Origin of the sequence: Pseudarthrobacter siccitolerans (assembly GCF_030823375.1) — a bacterium.
GTDB classification, from domain to species: Bacteria; Actinomycetota; Actinomycetes; order Actinomycetales; family Micrococcaceae; genus Arthrobacter; species Arthrobacter siccitolerans_A.
Genome location: NZ_JAUSXB010000001.1, coordinates 2,820,229 through 2,836,113, shown reverse-complemented (window position 1 = coordinate 2,836,113; position 15,885 = coordinate 2,820,229). Strand labels below are relative to the sequence as shown.

Annotated in this window: 12 protein-coding genes and 1 pseudogene; 10 read left to right on the top strand and 3 right to left on the bottom strand. The window is 59.0% G+C overall.

The annotated features are described in order from the left end of the window. Positions 1–125 precede the first annotated feature (125 nt). From QFZ36_RS13205 to QFZ36_RS13170, 8 genes are all read left to right on the top strand, one after another. Positions 126–1,217 carry a mandelate racemase/muconate lactonizing enzyme family protein gene (locus QFZ36_RS13205; RefSeq protein WP_306637131.1) on the top strand — a complete coding sequence of 364 codons (1,092 nt, stop codon included), beginning with the start codon at positions 126–128 and terminating at the stop codon, positions 1,215–1,217. A 909-nt stretch (positions 1,218–2,126) separates the two neighbouring features. Then, complete coding sequence (locus QFZ36_RS13200; protein ID WP_306637129.1) at positions 2,127–3,068, top strand: ABC transporter permease; 942 nt, start codon at positions 2,127–2,129, stop codon at positions 3,066–3,068. Continuing rightward, positions 3,065–4,852: a dipeptide/oligopeptide/nickel ABC transporter permease/ATP-binding protein gene (locus tag QFZ36_RS13195; protein ID WP_306637127.1), complete on the top strand. Its 1,788-nt coding sequence runs from the start codon at positions 3,065–3,067 to the stop codon at positions 4,850–4,852. The genes QFZ36_RS13200 and QFZ36_RS13195 overlap by 4 nt, the downstream gene beginning before the upstream one ends. Then, positions 4,849–5,709, top strand: coding sequence for an ATP-binding cassette domain-containing protein (locus QFZ36_RS13190; protein ID WP_306637123.1), 861 nt, complete (start codon positions 4,849–4,851; stop codon positions 5,707–5,709). Before QFZ36_RS13195 ends, QFZ36_RS13190 begins: the two co-directional genes overlap by 4 nt. A 36-nt stretch (positions 5,710–5,745) precedes the next feature. Beyond that, the gene (locus tag QFZ36_RS13185; RefSeq protein WP_306637119.1) at positions 5,746–7,821 is read left to right on the top strand and encodes an alpha-amylase family protein; all 2,076 of its coding nucleotides are present in this window, start codon (positions 5,746–5,748) and stop codon (positions 7,819–7,821) included. 80 nt (positions 7,822–7,901) lie between these two features. Next, complete coding sequence (locus tag QFZ36_RS13180) at positions 7,902–9,383, top strand: FAD-binding oxidoreductase (RefSeq protein WP_306637116.1); 1,482 nt, start codon at positions 7,902–7,904, stop codon at positions 9,381–9,383. Beyond that, positions 9,380–11,587 (top strand): malate synthase G, encoded by a 2,208-nt coding sequence (locus tag QFZ36_RS13175; RefSeq protein WP_306637114.1) that lies wholly within the window; start codon positions 9,380–9,382, stop codon positions 11,585–11,587. The genes QFZ36_RS13180 and QFZ36_RS13175 overlap by 4 nt, the downstream gene beginning before the upstream one ends. A 19-nt stretch (positions 11,588–11,606) precedes the next feature. Next, positions 11,607–12,032, top strand: coding sequence for a GlcG/HbpS family heme-binding protein (locus QFZ36_RS13170; protein WP_306637112.1), 426 nt, complete (start codon positions 11,607–11,609; stop codon positions 12,030–12,032). 246 nt (positions 12,033–12,278) lie between these two features. Here the strand turns inward: QFZ36_RS13170 and QFZ36_RS13165 are convergent, their stop codons facing one another. After that, complete coding sequence (locus QFZ36_RS13165; RefSeq protein WP_306637108.1) at positions 12,279–13,256, bottom strand: LacI family DNA-binding transcriptional regulator; 978 nt, start codon at positions 13,254–13,256, stop codon at positions 12,279–12,281. 309 nt (positions 13,257–13,565) lie between these two features. On the opposite strand from QFZ36_RS13165, the pseudogene QFZ36_RS20945 reads away from it, so the two are divergent. Continuing rightward, positions 13,566–13,781: pseudogene (locus tag QFZ36_RS20945) on the top strand (LacI family DNA-binding transcriptional regulator); the annotation flags it as partial. Between the two features lie 21 nt (positions 13,782–13,802). Next, positions 13,803–14,645 (top strand): LacI family DNA-binding transcriptional regulator, encoded by an 843-nt coding sequence (locus QFZ36_RS13160; protein WP_306637106.1) that lies wholly within the window; start codon positions 13,803–13,805, stop codon positions 14,643–14,645. Positions 14,646–14,931: 286 nt separating this feature from the next. Here the strand turns inward: QFZ36_RS13160 and QFZ36_RS13155 are convergent, their stop codons facing one another. Both QFZ36_RS13155 and QFZ36_RS13150 read right to left on the bottom strand, forming a co-directional pair. After that, positions 14,932–15,192 (bottom strand): hypothetical protein, encoded by a 261-nt coding sequence (locus QFZ36_RS13155; RefSeq protein ID WP_306637100.1) that lies wholly within the window; start codon positions 15,190–15,192, stop codon positions 14,932–14,934. A gap of 99 nt (positions 15,193–15,291) precedes the next feature. Continuing rightward, positions 15,292–15,879, bottom strand: coding sequence for a TetR family transcriptional regulator (locus tag QFZ36_RS13150; RefSeq protein ID WP_306639203.1), 588 nt, complete (start codon positions 15,877–15,879; stop codon positions 15,292–15,294). Positions 15,880–15,885 lie beyond the last annotated feature (6 nt).

The window sequence follows — 15,885 nt, the reverse complement described above, 5'->3', positions numbered from 1 at the left end:
TTCCGCGCTAGTGTGTCGCCTTAGCTCAATTGCGCGCCTTTATTGGCAACCGGTGGCATGGGAAGTAGTCTTGATCGACTTGAACCTTACGCGTGTCGGGTTTACTGCAATGAAGGAGCGCTTTCGTGAAGATCACCAGCATCGAGACATTCAGTCGTGGGCCACTGCTAGCAGTCGTCCGAGTAAGGACGGACGATGGCGCAGAGGGGTGGGGGCAGACATCCCCGTACTCAGCGGATGCCACCGTTCAGCTTCTCCATTCGTACGTAGCCCCGTTCTTCATTGGGCGGGACCCTTGGGACTGGGAAGCACTGGTTGACATGTTTACCCGTAAGAGCTACAAGCACCACGGGAGCACCCTGTGGCGTGCACTGTGCGGGATCGATACGGCTGTCTATGACTTGCTGGGCAAAGTGACGAACCGCCCCGTATACCAACTCTTGGGTGGGGGAGTCCGGACCACATTGCCAGTGTATGGCTCGTCGATGAGCAGAAAGACGACCCCGGAAGAGGAGGCCGACAGAATGCTCGCCCTCACAGAATCACATGGGTTTAAGGCCTTCAAGGTCCGGATTGCAGACGTGATGGGACAAGACCGGGACGCATGGCCTGGGAGAAGCAAGAAGCTCGTTCACACCGTGCGGAATGTCCTTGGACCCGACGTTGTACTGCACGCCGATGCCAACGGAGGGTACAGCGTTCCCGAGGCAATTCGAATGGGTCGGCTCCTGGAAGACCTTGACTTCGGGCACTTTGAAGAACCATGCCCCTACTACGAACTCGAATCAACGGCTGAAGTGGCACGAGTCCTGGACATACCCGTCGCCGCAGGTGAGCAGGACAGTGTTTTGCCCCAGTTTCACCGCATGATCGAGGGTCGCGCAGTGGATATCGTCCAGCCGGACGTCGGTTACGTGGGAGGTATGGCGCGGACCAAGAAAATAGCACAGATGGCTGAAGCAGCAGGGGTTGTGACTACCCCGCACTGCGCCAACCAGTCCATGATTCAGCTGTTCTCACTTCACTTAGCGGCCTCCCAGCCGTCGGCGACAGCATTTCAGGAGTGGAGCATAGAGACAATTCCCTACTTCGAGGATATTTTCAGCCCGCTTCCCGCCGTACAGGACGGTGCAGTCATTCTTGGCGACGAGCCTGGATGGGGGGTCGACATCTTGCCCGACTTCATAAAGTCGGCAGAGAGGTCGCTTACCACCTGACTTAGGCGGTCCGACACTACGCGTCCCCGGGTGAAGGCCCCCCTATGGTTTCCGTTGGTTGCACGCTTCATGCCGGTCTCTGCATGAGTTATCACATGGTGACAGGAAGGGCAGACCCACCCGATTGACTAAGACCAGCCGCGCGGGGATTGGGACCCCGGTGCGGCTGCCTGCTCAAAGAACCCGGGAGCCCGTAGGGAGTCAATGAAGGTCTGCGGAGCTCTCGGTCACATCCCTCCAAGTCAACTAATCCACGCCTGATCTCCGCCGTCGAGATTTCAGCTGCCGTATAGCAGGGGACTCACCACAGGTACCGGCCTGGTGCTAGACCTTTGAGGACGCCGGCCGTCGGGCTCTTGACGCTCATGCAAGCAAAAGCGGTCGAACAAGCCAGTAATAGGGGCTCAATAGCTTACTGCGCGCATTTCAACCGGTTGCCAAACCTGTTCGGGGAGCGCCGCGTCCCACTCTGCCGGCCCCGGCGCTAGTCGCCTGTAAATCCAGTAAAGAGCAGCAGTTCGGTGCCGAAGAGATATTTCAGTGGCGCCTGGATCGATGACGGCAAGCGGTTGTCATCCTCCTGCTGGCATGCTTTACTCGAGTGACGAGGATTACCTCGTACCGTGAGGCCGGACACCGCCGGTACTCGGTAAGCGGGAATAGTAGAGGCAATCGACATAGGGGTCAGGATGTCCGGAGGATTTTGGTCGCCGCAACGTCGCCGTTCGGGATCTGCGCCCTTCACAGGGCTTGAATTGGTCGTTGTCCGGGCCTGCGTGTCTCTACTTACTGGCCGATGGGCACCCACATCCCTGGTGATTTTTCGGCTGCCCAAGGCACTGCTGCCTTTAGCTGAACACGGGTCGGGCGTACGTCCGGACTTTCCCGTTCTATCTGATTAAGGTTCCAATGACTTCCTATATTCTTCGCAGGTTGGCAACCGGCATAATTCTCGCGGTCCTCGTGACTTTGATTACGTTCTGGTTGCTGAGCTTTTCATTTGATGGCGTCGTGGCCAATATTCTTGGACCCGCGTCGTCTGTCGACGCAGTTCACGCACTTAAGAGTGAACTCGGGTTGGACCGCCCACTGCTGATTCAGTACTTTGAATGGCTTTGGGGCGTGCTACGGGGTGATTTTGGCGTCTCGTACTTCACCAGTGAGTCGGTACAGAAGGCTGTTTCGGTCCGGCTGGGCGTGACACTTTCCATCGTGCTGGTGGCTCTTGCCCTAACAGTCGTCGTCAGCGTTTTTCTTGGCGTCCTGGCTGCTTCTCGGGCTGGCGCTGTCGACCGACTCGCCCAGGGTACGTCGCTCCTGGGAAACCTGTTGCCAACCCTCCTGATCGCGATCGGGCTGGTCGTGGTGTTTGCGCTCAACTTGCGCTGGCTTCCCGCCACTGGGTTCACTGCCTTTTCTGAGGATCCCAGACGCTGGGCTGCATCCATCACCATTCCGGTCATAGTGCTGGTCATCAACGGGGTGGCAAACATGTCGGCGCAAATTCGCGGAACCATGATCGGTGAACTTCAAAAGGATTACGTCCGAACGCTCCGCACCAGGGGAATTCCGGCATGGTCAATCGTTTATCGCCACGCCTTGCGCAACGCTGCTGCGCCCGCTCTTGTTGTCCTCTCCCTGGAGTTCATCTCGATGTTTGGCGGCGCTTTGATCATTGAGAATGTCTTCGCTCTGCCCGGTTTCGGCTCATTCGCCTTCAATTCCTCGCTCCAAGGGGACATCCCAGTGATCATGGGAGTCACTGTCTTCAGCGTCATGCTCGTCGTATCCGTCAATCTGCTGACCGACATCGCTAACGGTTGGCTCAACCCGAAAGCGAGGCTCTTTTGAGCACCGAAGTAGCCCTCCTCGAGACGGACGTGACAGAGGCCGCCTCACACCGTTCCCCTTTTCGAAGGCTGGTGAGGGACCCGCAGGCGATTATTACAGCTGCTTTCCTGTTCATCGTTCTTACATTGGGGTTGCTCGCGCCGTTTATCACCCAGCACGGTCCCAACGATTCATCCCTCAACGCTGTCAACGCCGATATCGGAACGCCGGGATATCTTTTGGGAGGTGACCAGAGTGGACGAGACATCTTTTCCCGCCTGGTCCATTCCATCAACACCGGCACCATCTCAGCACTCATCGGCACGAGCATGGCATGCCTTGTTGGCCTGACATTCGGGCTGGTCGGCGGGTACTTCGGCGGACGGATTCGGACCGCGATCGAGTGGGTCTTCAACCTGATCATGACCTTCCCCGGCCTGCTGCTTCTCATCGTGCTAATGCCACTGACCAAGGGTGACTTCCGCGCGACAATGTTGATCTTCGGTGCCCTTCTTGCGCCCTCGATCTACCGCATAGTCCGGAACGTCACCGCTGGCGTCAAGAATGAGCTCTATGTAGACGCCGCACGTGTTGCCGGCCTGTCGACCCTTAGGATTCTCGGCCGGCATGTAATGCCGGTCGTACGTGGGCCGGTCATCATTTCGGCCGCATTCCTCATGGGCTCTTCCATCAATCTTCAGTCCGGGTTGGCTTTTCTCGGTGTGGGTTCCACAGAGGTTCCCAGCTTTGGGTCCATGATCTCGGCCGGCTTTCTGAACTTCTATGTCCACCCCACACAGTTCCTTTGGCCAGCCCTGCTGCTTGGAGCGATAACTGCGTCCCTGGTCCTCCTCGGAAATTCCCTGCGAGATGCACTTGAAGGTGCAAGACCAAAAGCTGCAAAGCTGGACAGTGCAAGAGTTCGTTCCCGTGGCGTCGACCTCAGCGAGGGGAACAGCGACGAGTCCAACCTGCTCCACATAAAAGACCTCCAGATGGAGTACCCAACCCCGAACGGGAAGCCGAAGCAGGTGCTGAAGGGGGTATCGCTGAAACTGAAGGCCGGAGAGACTTTGGGTCTGGTCGGCGAGTCAGGTTCAGGCAAGACCCAGACCGCCTTTTCTGCCCTCGGCGTCCTCCCTCCCGAGGGGGTCATAACCGCAGGGTCAGTGCTGCTGGATGGACGAGAACTGTTAGGCCTTCGTGAACGGGAGCTCCGGGAGATCCGAGGCAAAGATATCGCCTACATCCCGCAGGAGCCCATGTCCAACCTCGATCCTTCATTCACTGTCGGCGCCCAACTAGTTGAGGGCATTCGGGTTGCCTCCGGCATGACCAGAGCGGAAGCGAAGAAGCGAGCCCTTGAACTCATGGAGCGAGTAGGTATTCCTAATAGTCAGCGGACGTTTGGCCTCTACCCACACCAGATTTCGGGCGGGATGGCCCAACGTGTACTTATCGCTGGAGCCGTGGCCTGCAAGCCCAGGCTGCTGATTGCCGATGAACCTACAACGGCCCTGGACGTAACCATCCAGGCTGAGATCCTGGACCTTCTCCGTGACCTGCAGCAGGAGATGGGAATGGCAATCCTCCTCGTGACCCACAACTTCGGCGTCGTTGCAGATATTTGTGACCGCATCGCCGTAATGCGCGAGGGCCTCATCGTAGAGGAAGGCGACGTCATGCAGGTCTTCCACCACCCCAACCACCCGTACACACAGAAGCTTCTCAACTCGATTCTCGATGAAAGCCATCTGCGTGAAGACCTTACGTCTTTGGTGACTACCAGTAAGGAGCAGAAATGACCGCAGACACACTCCTTGAAGTGAACGAGCTTCGGGTTGCATTCCCAGGTCATGGCCTGCGCAGGAAGCTGCACGAAGTCCTTCACGGCGTCTCACTTTCCATCGCCCCGGGCGAAGTTCTGGGACTCGTCGGCGAATCAGGTTCAGGCAAGACCACTATCGGCCGCGCCGTACTTGGGCTCGTTAAGCCGTCCGGTGGGACCATCACCTTTCAGGGTGAGGACATCACATACGCCAGCCCCAGCCGCAGGCGTGCCCTCGCCCGGGACATTCAGGTGGTATTTCAGGATCCCTATTCCTCCCTGAATCCTGCACTGACCATCGGCGACATCCTCACGGAACCCTTGGTCGTTCAGGGGGCCACCCGCACTGAAGCCCGAAGTAGAGTGCGCGGGTTGCTGAACCAGGTTGAACTGCCAGCGGATGCGGCTGAGCGACTGCCCCGCGAATTCAGCGGTGGGCAGCGTCAACGCATTGCCATAGCCCGGGCCCTCGCACCGGAACCAAAGCTCATCATTTGCGATGAGCCGGTTTCGGCGTTGGATCTGTCGACCCAGGCAACGGTTCTTCGCCTGCTCCTCGAAATCCAGCAGCAGACAGGTGTTGCCTGCCTGTTCGTTTCACACGACCTGGCGGTGGTTCGGTACGTAAGCCATCGAGTTTCCGTGATCTACAAGGGTGACATCGTGGAAACTGGCCCTGCAGGGCAGGTCACATCGTCTCCGGCGCACCCGTACACAAAGAGTCTGTTGCTCGCGGCCCCCATCGCCGATCCCGTGGAACAGAAACGACGCCGGCTTGAAAGACTGCGGCTGGCAGCAGAGCAAAGTGCCCTCAAGCCAGTAGCAGGGTCTTGAACAACCACCGCAACCGAGCTTTCCAGTAAGGGCACGATGCTAGAAGAATTGAACACCTATGGGCGTGACCTGCCCACGGACAGCAGCTGGCGTAAGCCCTTCAACGCTCTCCAAACCAATCTGCAGGAAATAGATGCAGCCATGGATGCTGCGGCAGCAGCAGATGCTGTTGTCGACTATGGAGCCGATACCTGGGTTGTAAATGCCGGTGGAATCATGTCCTTCTATCCGACGAACCTCCCGTTCCAAACCCGGAACCCATTGTTGGCGCAGCGCCCTTCAGGGGACCTCTTTGGCGACGCGGTCAAGGCCGGCAAGGCGCGGGGACTGAAAGTAATTGCCCGCTTCGATATGTCCAAGGTCTCTCCGCGACTGGCCCGTGAAAACCCCGAATGGCTTTACCGTTCCGCAGAAGGGAAACCTCAGATCTACAACACGCTGTACAGCGTGTGCCCCTCGGGGGACTACTATCAATCGCGTACTTTTGACGTTCTGGACGAAGTCCTCGACCGTTACGACGTTGACGGAGTATTTTTCAACTGGTTCAACTTCAATGTCCGTGACTATGACGAAGTAGTCCATGGTCCCTGCCATTGTGAAGCATGCCGTAAGGGTTTTGCCCTTTATAGCGGAGGGGGTGAACTGCCGGCCGATGCGGCCTCGGAAACCTTCGGTTTATGGCGGCGCTACACGGAACAGACACTCAAACAGTTGACGGCAAGGATTGTGGACCACCTCGCTGCACGCGGCCAGCACACTGGCGTTCTCCTACGCGAGGGAGCCCCCATGGTTTATCTGGAAGGTAACAGCGCCTTCAAGTCCATGCCCGGTAAGGAGCTTTGGCCGCACGCGACCGCCGAAGCTGTCAGCGCCCACGTCACCTCGCGGCCAAACGCCGCTGTCATGGTGAACTGCGTAGCGTTCACCGATTCCTCGCACCGACTCGGCTCCGAACAGCCTGAGCACTTCGCGCAGTATGTAATCCAGACGATAGCGCGTGGAGGAAACCCGTCGGTCTACTACTTTGGCTCCCCCGGGCGGCTGCCAACGCAATGGACTACCTCGCACGCCAGGGAGATCATGAGGTTCCGCCAGCAGAATTCAAAGGTGTACGAAGGACTTCACCCTGCTGCCGAAATCGCGCTGGTCCGGCCAAGCTATTCGTCCGTGACTCAGGGCAACTATTGGGAACTCGTGGAGGAATTCAGGGGCCTTTACCTCTCCCTGCTGGAAGCCAATCTCCCCTTCGATGTGCTGCCGGTCGGTGACTTGGCCAATCTGGCGGCCAGGGAAGGACTCACGAGGTACAGCCTCCTGGTCGTCCCGGACATGGGAAATCTGGGCTCAGCCGCAACTGCAATCGACGAATACGTCGCGGGCGGCGGCAACCTCATGTCCACCGGTTCGGCCGGAATCGGCCGCGACGGGAACCTCGAGCTGGCCAGCAGCCTGGCGCTCCAGGCGTTGACCCCCGCCCTCACGGGGAATGAGCTTCGCTCAACCTACGTGACCGATAAGCCACAACCCAGGATTGCGGACTACCACTACAACGGCCCTCTGCTGCCGCTCTTCGGCCGTTACCAACGATGCATTTGGAAGCCGGGAAGCGTGTCCTCAGGATTCGTCCTGCCGCAGGCACCCTTTGGTCCGCCCGAACTGGCGTATGGACACCAAGGCAGCAGTGACCCGGCCTACGTCAGAGGACCGCACGGCAAGGGTGAAGTTCTTCACGTACCCTGGACCATCGGACGCACTTACCGGGAATTCGGTAAAACGGATGTCAGGGATCACTTCATCACCTTGGTGAAGACGTTGGTCAAACCCGAATTGACGGCGGAGCTGCATGACAGCATCGAAATGATCACGGGGGCCAACGATCATGGCAGGGTCGTTCATCTGATCAACCACTCCGGCATCCGCAGACGCGTCTACGGCCCGCACCTCCCCTACAGCGGCGGACTCCTGCGACTGCACGGGGCCGCAGCAGCAAAGCCGACGGTTACGGCCCTCGTGGCCGGCACTCCTCTGAGAAACCGCGTCGACGGAGAAGATGTGCTGATCGAGCTGCCTACGGTCGAACTCTTTGAAGTTCTCCAATTCACCAAACGATGACAAGTTCCTTTGGCCGCCCCGACCGGGATGAGCAACTTCAATTCTTGCCCTAGGAACATAAGCAGAAGGAGCGCGACCAGGTGTCACACGCTACCGATCTACACGATGCTGACCTGCCGGGTCTCGCATCCATAGCAGCCCAACAACTTGATGCCCGTGGCCGACGGATCATCGACGAACTCGCCTCGATGCTGCCGGCCGAAGCTATCATTACTGATCCAGGGGCCATGGGGGCCTATCAGCAGGACCGAGCTGTCGACCCCAACGCGGGCATGCCAGTGGCCGTTGTGCTCCCACTCACCACTGAGCACGTCCAAGTAGCCGTTCAGTGGGCGGCCGAGCGCAAAGTTCCCGTGGTGCCAAGAGGCGCAGGCACCGGGCTTTCAGGAGGCGCCACCGCTATCACTGGCGGGATAGTTCTCAGTACCGAACGGATGCGGAGCATCACTGTCGATCCGGTTACCCGCACCGCAGTAGTGCAGCCAGGCCTTCTCAACGTTGAAGTGAAGGCCGCTGCCGCCGCTGAGGGCCTGTGGTACCCGCCGGACCCTGCTTCGTACGAGATCTGCACCATCGGAGGAAACGCAGCCACCAATGCCGGTGGCCTCTGCTGCGTCAAGTACGGCGTTACGTCTGACTACATCCTGGGCATGGAAGTCGTCATGGCTGATGGCCGTGTCGTGCGCATTGGTGGTCCTCGCCTGAAAGACGTGGCAGGGCTGTCCATGCTCAAACTTTTTGTCGGCAGCGAGGGAACCCTCGGCATCATCACCGAGCTCACCTTGCGGCTCCTGCCCCCAGCACCGCCTGAACGGACAGTAGTCGGCTGGTTTTCCAGCAGCCGGGAAGCTGCAGCCGCGATCCTGGACATCGCCTCAAGCATCCGTCCCTCAATGCTCGAGTACATGGACGCCACATCCATCAACGCAGTCGAAGACGTCCTTGAAATGGGATTGCATCGGCATGCGTCTGCGCTTGTCGTGGCACGCTCAGACGACCAAAGTCCAAGCGGCGCCGAAATAGCCACCATGCTCAATGCGTTCCATCGTCACGGCGCGTTCGATGCCTTCGAAGTGGCCGACCGGCAGGAAGGTGAACGCTTCGCCAACGCCCGCCGAATCGCCATCCCCGCAGTTGAACGAATGGGGACTCTGCTGCTTGAAGACGTGGGAGTCTCCATCCCCCGGCTTGCAGAACTCACTCTTGGGGTGGAGAAAATCGCGAAGTCCCGTGATGTAGTCATTGCATTCATTGCCCATGCCGGAGACGGCAACACCCATCCACTGATTGTCTTCAACCCGGACGACGATGACATGAAGGAGCGCGCCTACCTCGCGTACGGCGAAGTCATGGACCTGGCCATTCAACTCGGCGGGACGATTACGGGCGAACACGGCGTCGGAAGGCTCAAGCAGCCTTGGCTTGTCGACCAGATCGGAGAGGACCTGCTCGAGATCTCCCATAACGTAAAAAAAGCCCTCGACCCGGCAGGAATCCTGAACCCGGGTACCATATTCGCGGCCTCAGGCGATGCCACCAATGCAGGGAAAGGCCGGCCATGATGGAACGGAAAGAACGCGTTCAAGCAGGAGGGCTTTTCGTAGATGCGGAACTGCATCGTTTCGTTGAAGAGGAAGTCCTTCCCGACTCGGGTATTGAAGCAGAGCAGTTCTGGACAGGTTTTTCTCAGATCGTCAGTGATCTGACACCGAAAAACCGCGAACTACTTGCCCGGCGTGACGAGCTGCAGGCGCAGATAGACCAATGGCATGTGAGAAACCCCGCCCCGTTCGATACGAACGCATACACGGCCTTCCTTGAAACCATCGGCTACATCCTGCCGGAGCCAGAGGACGTGCATGTGGTAACTGCGGGAGTAGAGCCGGAAGTAGCCATCGTTGCAGGCCCTCAGCTGGTTGTCCCCGTCTCCAACGCCCGCTACGCCCTCAATGCCGCAAACGCCCGCTGGGGCTCTCTTTACGATGCCCTGTACGGCACCGACGCATTAGCTCCCGTCACAGAATCCAAGGGATTCGACCCAGCGCGCGGCCAGACGGTGGTATCCCACGTCCGTCGTCTGCTGGACGAATTTTTCCCCTTGACCACGGGTAGTCACACCCATTCGGCGGGATACAGTGTGCAGGACGGGGCATTGACGGTAGAGCTGCCAGATGGGGCATTCAGCGGTCTAGTCCGGCCTGAACTTTTCGTAGGTTACCGGGGCGAGGCCAGCTCCCCCTCGGCAATCCTTCTACGCCATCATGGGCTTCACCTTGAGATTGTCATCGACCCCTCCACAGAAGTGGGACGGGCGGATGCGGCAGGCATCTCCGACGTCCTTCTGGAATCGGCCCTCACGACGATCATCGACTTCGAGGATTCAGTATCCGCTGTGGACGCTGAGGATAAGGTCCTGTGTTACCGGAATTGGCTGGGGCTAAATCGCGGTGACTTGACAGATACTTTCGAAAAACGCGGCAACGTTGTTGTACGCCGCCTTGAAGCGGACCGGGTGTATACGGCAGCAAACGGTGCCGGAGAGATTACTGTTCCGGGACGCGCGCTTCTTTTCGTCCGTAATGTCGGACACCTCATGAGTACGGACGCTGTGCTCGATGCCAGGGGCGACGAGATTGGCGAAGGCATCATGGACGCGGTACTCACTACGCTGACCGCACTGCCCGGGCGGGATTCCTCCAATCCCCTGCGGAACGGGTCCGAGGGATCCATCTACGTCGTCAAACCGAAAATGCACGGCCCCGAAGAGGTGGCGTTCACGGTCGAACTCTTCAGGCGGGTCGAGGAGCTCTTTGGACTGCCCGCAAACACCCTTAAGCTCGGCCTCATGGATGAGGAACGGCGAACCAGCATTAACTTGAAGGCTTGCATAGCCGAGGCCAGGGAACGCCTGGTCTTTATCAACACCGGTTTCCTTGACCGATCCGGCGATGAAATACACACATCAATGCACGCCGGGCCAATCGTCCGCAAAGCGGAGTTGCGGAATCAGGCCTGGATTGAGGCCTATGAGGACCAAAACGTCGACATCGGGGTAGAGGCCGGCATGCCCGGACGCGGCCAAATCGGCAAGGGCATGTGGGCGATGCCCGACCTCATGGCGGCGATGCTGGAACAGAAAGTCGCCCACCCCCTTGCGGGCGCCACCACGGCGTGGGTACCTTCCCCCACTGCAGCGACACTTCATGCCATCCACTACCACCGTGTGGATGTTGCTGCGCGGCAACGCGAAGTTACCGCAGGCGGTCGGCGGAGCGCCGTGCCGATTCTTCTGACACTCCCGATCGTGGTCAACCCAGCGTGGTCGCAGGCCGAACGCCAGGAGGAACTGGATAACAACATGCAATCGTTGCTGGGGTACGTTGTGCGCTGGATCGACCAAGGAGTGGGATGTTCCAAGGTGCCGGACATCCATGACGTGGCGCTCATGGAGGACCGGGCGACCCTGCGCATATCGAGCCAGCACATCGCTAACTGGCTCCGCCATGGAGTCATTAGCGAAGAGGACGTAAACGGAAGCCTTCAGCGGATGGCTGCCGTCGTGGACGCCCAAAACGCCGCGGACCCGCTGTACCGCCCCATGCTCCCCAACACCGACGACAGCATCGCTTTCCGATGCGCTGCCGACCTCGTGTTTGAAGGGAGCCAGCAACCCAACGGCTATACGGAACCTCTCCTGCATGAGCGGCGAAGGGAAGCCAAAGCGAAGCTCAACAGGGCAAGACTACCCCTGCCGCGAAACTACTAATTTGGCCAAGGAGAACACCATGCAAGACTACGTTGAATCATTCGCAGTGAGCTATCCAGCAGCCGCCCGCGCTGTTTCCCTCGCCTTGGAAGAAGGGCAACGTCACGGCGTCCTGGTCGCAGTGACCGTCGTTGATCCCACGATGGGCCTTGTCGCCTTCGGTCGAGCAGACGGTTCCATGCCCCACAGTGTCGAAACTTCCCGGCGCAAGGCGAACACCGCGGCATCCTCCAGGAGGCCCAGCGGGTGGATGCAAGGAGACTTTGCACTCACCCTTCCCATGGGCACGGACAACCTGCTCACAAATATCCGCGGTGGCTTTCCCATAACATTCGACGGGCGTCATCTGGGAGGTCTGGGCGTCGCCGGAGGAACCCCAGACCAGGACGCCGAGATCGGCCTCGCAGTCTTGAAAGCACTTCGCAGTGAGGTGCCAGCGGTCTAGTTCTCCTGATGCGGGGGGAGACGCTGACACCAACCACTCCTTGGCTTCGGCGGACGGCTTTCGGCCAGAGGATCCAGACGAGCGTTAGAGCGGAGCAAACTCACCCCCACACCAGGGGAGGTAGTTGGTTGTGGCGCTCCTTCGAATGTCACACCTGACCACTGCCGTTTGGGGCCCTGACCCGGTCGATCACGGGACCCGAAATTTGCTTTGAGTGGGCCCCTGCACCACCTTCGACGTTGCCCTCTAATTCCGCCGAGAAGGCCCCGTGGACTTTCGAATGATGAGGCCAGTGGCAAGATCAGACGGGACCTCCTCATCGATCCCCTTCAAGGTTGATACGAGGCGCCGGAAGGCATTCTCCCCTGCCTCTCCCAGTGGAGTCCGAATAGAGGTCAGGGACGGCGCAGTGAACTCCGAGACAAAAATATCATCGAAGCCGACGATGCTAAGCTCCTCCGGCACGGCGATGCCGGCATCCTCACATGCTGTCAGCAAACCAATCGCCATCACATCATTGAAGGTAAGCACTGCCGTAACGCCGGAGGCCCGAACCCGTCTGAGCCCCTCCGCCCCACCTTCAAAAGTCGGGCTGCTTGGTCCGATCTCGACGACGCTCATCCCGCACTGCAGCGCTTCGTCCATAATGGTTTCCCATCGCCACTTACTCATCCAGGATGTTGCTGGACCCGAAAGAAAAGCGACGGACCGGTGACCGTAGCTGACGAGATGGTTGACGGCAGCTTTGATGCCTGGGGTGATATCCGGGACAACATGAGGAACCGATGCGATGGTCCGGTTGACCAGCACCACAGGTTTGCGTTCGACGAACCGGAGAATATCTTCGTCCTTCAACCGCGCTCCAACCAGCACAAGACCGTCAACGAGGCTTAGAAGCCGTTCAACTGCCTGGGCCTCCAGACCCGGTACTTCCTGCGACTCTGCCAGGACGAGGGTATATCCCTCCGCCGAGGCAACTCTCCCGGCTCCCCGGACCAGGTTAAAGTAGACCGGATTTGTGATGTCCGACAAAAGCAGTCCCAAGGTCCCTGTTCGTCCAGTCGGCAGTGCCCGAGCCAGCGGATTGATACGGAAATTCAATGCTGCAGCAGCATCGCGTATGCGCTTTGCTGTTGCCGCGCTGACCCGTTCGGGCCTGCTAAACACCCGGGATACAGTCGAAGGGCTGACACCGGCCTCCTTGGCGATGTCGTAGATAGTCACCGGGTGCTTTCGACTACCGGGCTGAAGGACTTCTACGCCCGTGTCCTCTTGGCTCACTTCTTTCCCTTCGTCATCCCCTAGCCACACTAAGGCCGTGGGCAAGAAAACATGGTTTCAACCGGTTGCAATATCTCAAAATTACAGCTTGCCCGCGCGTGGGGCGTCAGTGCCATAACGGACACCAACCCTAGTTTGCTTTCCGAGCTGTCAGCGAGCGGACCCGGATTGCCCCGGGAACCCGGCTGGTCTGATACCGGTTGCCGCCATTCCTGACTCGATGTGGCCGTGGGCAGCTTCTCTTGTGGAATCATGAGGGTATGTTCTACGCCCACCACCCTCGGGATACGTGAAGCCATGTCCCCGGAGCAAGAGTCTGCCTCCACCACAGCTGCCAAACCAGCTGCGACAATTTACGACATTGCCCGCACGACGGGGTTCAGCCCTTCCACAGTCTCCCGCGCCCTTCACAAACCAGGCCGTGTGGGGCCAACGACAGAAAAGGCCGTCCGCGCTGCAGCCGAATCCCTGGGCTATCAAATCAACCCTATGGCTCGTTTTGTCACGACCGGCCGAACCGGGACGGTTGCTCTCGTATTGTCCGACATCACCAATCCTGTGTTCTTTGACCTGGTGCGAGGAGCGGAACGGACAACTGCCCTAGAAGGGCAAACGCTGGTCGTGGCTGAGACGCAAGGATCAAGCGTTATTGAGCAGGAAACAGTTGACAGATTACTGCCCACAGTCGATGGCATCATCCTCGCGTCCTCCAGGTTGGATAAGGATCAAATTCGTAACCTGAGTGAACAGAAGAACATAGTCCTCGTAAATCGGAATGTGGACGGCGTACCCTGTGTCCTACCACAACTGCAGCCCGGAATTCGCGAAGCTGTGAATCACCTCGCCGGCCTCGGTCATACATCCTTGGCCTTCCTCCCGGGACCCACCGCCATTTGGATGAGTCGCCAGCGGTTAAAACTGCTACAGGAGGAAGTAGCCCGGGTCGGAATGTCCCTCGTGGCCACAAGCCCTGCAGAACCAACCATGGAAGGCGGCCGCAAAGCACTCGCTGAAGTCCTGGATACGGGCGCAACTGGAGTCATCGCCTACACCGACCTCATGGCGATCGGTCTCCTACTTGCCTGCAAAGACGAGAAGATTCCCGTCCCCGGCAAGCTAAGCATCATAGGCTTCGATGACGTTTTTGGTTCACGCTTCACATCGCCACCTCTCACCACGATACGCACACCCCTCGCCCTGATGGGTGAAGAAGCAGTTCGGCGATTGACCGCGGAAAATTCTGAAGAGATCACGCTCCCCAGCGGAATGCTCCAAACCGAGTTCGTACTTCGCAAATCTAGCGGTCCATCTCCTCAAGCAGCCCAGAGCTGAAGGCACCAAAACTCCCCTATTCATGTCTCAGTCGTGCACCATGCTGGACCAGAACGTAAAAGCGCCAACTTGAAGGCCAAGAACTGGATGGGTCTTCGCCGACATGGGCCCCGGGGAATCATGTCAAGATGCCCGCCTGGGCTGGTTCGTGGAATCATTGATTTTGCCCGGATAGTTGGCTGGGCTTTCGGACCTTGTTTGGCTGTCGTCACGGCCAGGAGCTCCGCGCACAAGGCCTGAACCTGGCGCTGGATGGCGGCCGGATTCAGGGGTTTGTTTTCCTGTTTCAGCCGGGGCCCTTTACTCCCCGGGCTACGGTGCCGGTGTCGGCCAGCACGCGTTGGAACGGGGTCGCGGGCCGGTCGTAAGTCTTGCTGATCTTCGCCCCGGTCCGGACTTTCGCAACGAGTTTCTGCTGCGCCCCGAAGTGGTTCGTCAGCAGCCGCTGTAGTGCCCAGATCCGGTTCAGCAGCTCCAACTCGCCAGCGGTGTCGTAACGGTGGTAGCCGACGGTCTGGCGGACAATGTGCCAGTTCTTTTGCTCCACGTGGGCCCCGTCGTTCTTGTAAGTTTCCCCGGAACTCGTCGACACCCTTGTGGAGGAAGCGAACGCCGGCGTGATCAGTGACAGCTTGCTCCAGCCCGTTTAGCGCTTTTGATGGTCCTGGCAGGCCGTTTCAAGCCGCTCGAAGATGTTGTTGACGATCGTGCGGAAGTCAGCGTCTTCCCGGGGTGTCCATTCCTCCCAGGCGATATCGACGGCGGCGAGGCCGGCAGTGGCCAGCACGCGGGCCGAAAGGTCATCGTCCATGTGTTTAGAAAGGGCGGCGGAAAGGGCGTCCGTATTCGCTGCCCGTCGCTCCCGAAGCCGCGATTTCAGAGCGGGTTCACTGGCAATCAGCCGGAGCCTAGCGCGTAGGCTTTCAGGCTCTTGAGTGGCAGCCTGCACGACAGGTTCGATCGCGGCGCGTAGGAGTCCCCAACCGCTGGAACGCTGCCCCGCCGGCATCGCCTCGATGCCTGCCAGATAGTCAATCTTGGCGCTTTCGACCGATGCGACAACCACATCTTCCTTGCTGCCGAAGTAACGGAAGAACGTAGCACGCGAGATCCCTACCGCCCGGGCGGCATCATCGACCGTCACTGCCGCATACCCGCGTTCGATGAACACCGCGAGTATGGCCGTCGCCAGTTCCGCCTTGACCAGCTCGCGGGTTCTCTCCCGTATTCCCATCTTCAC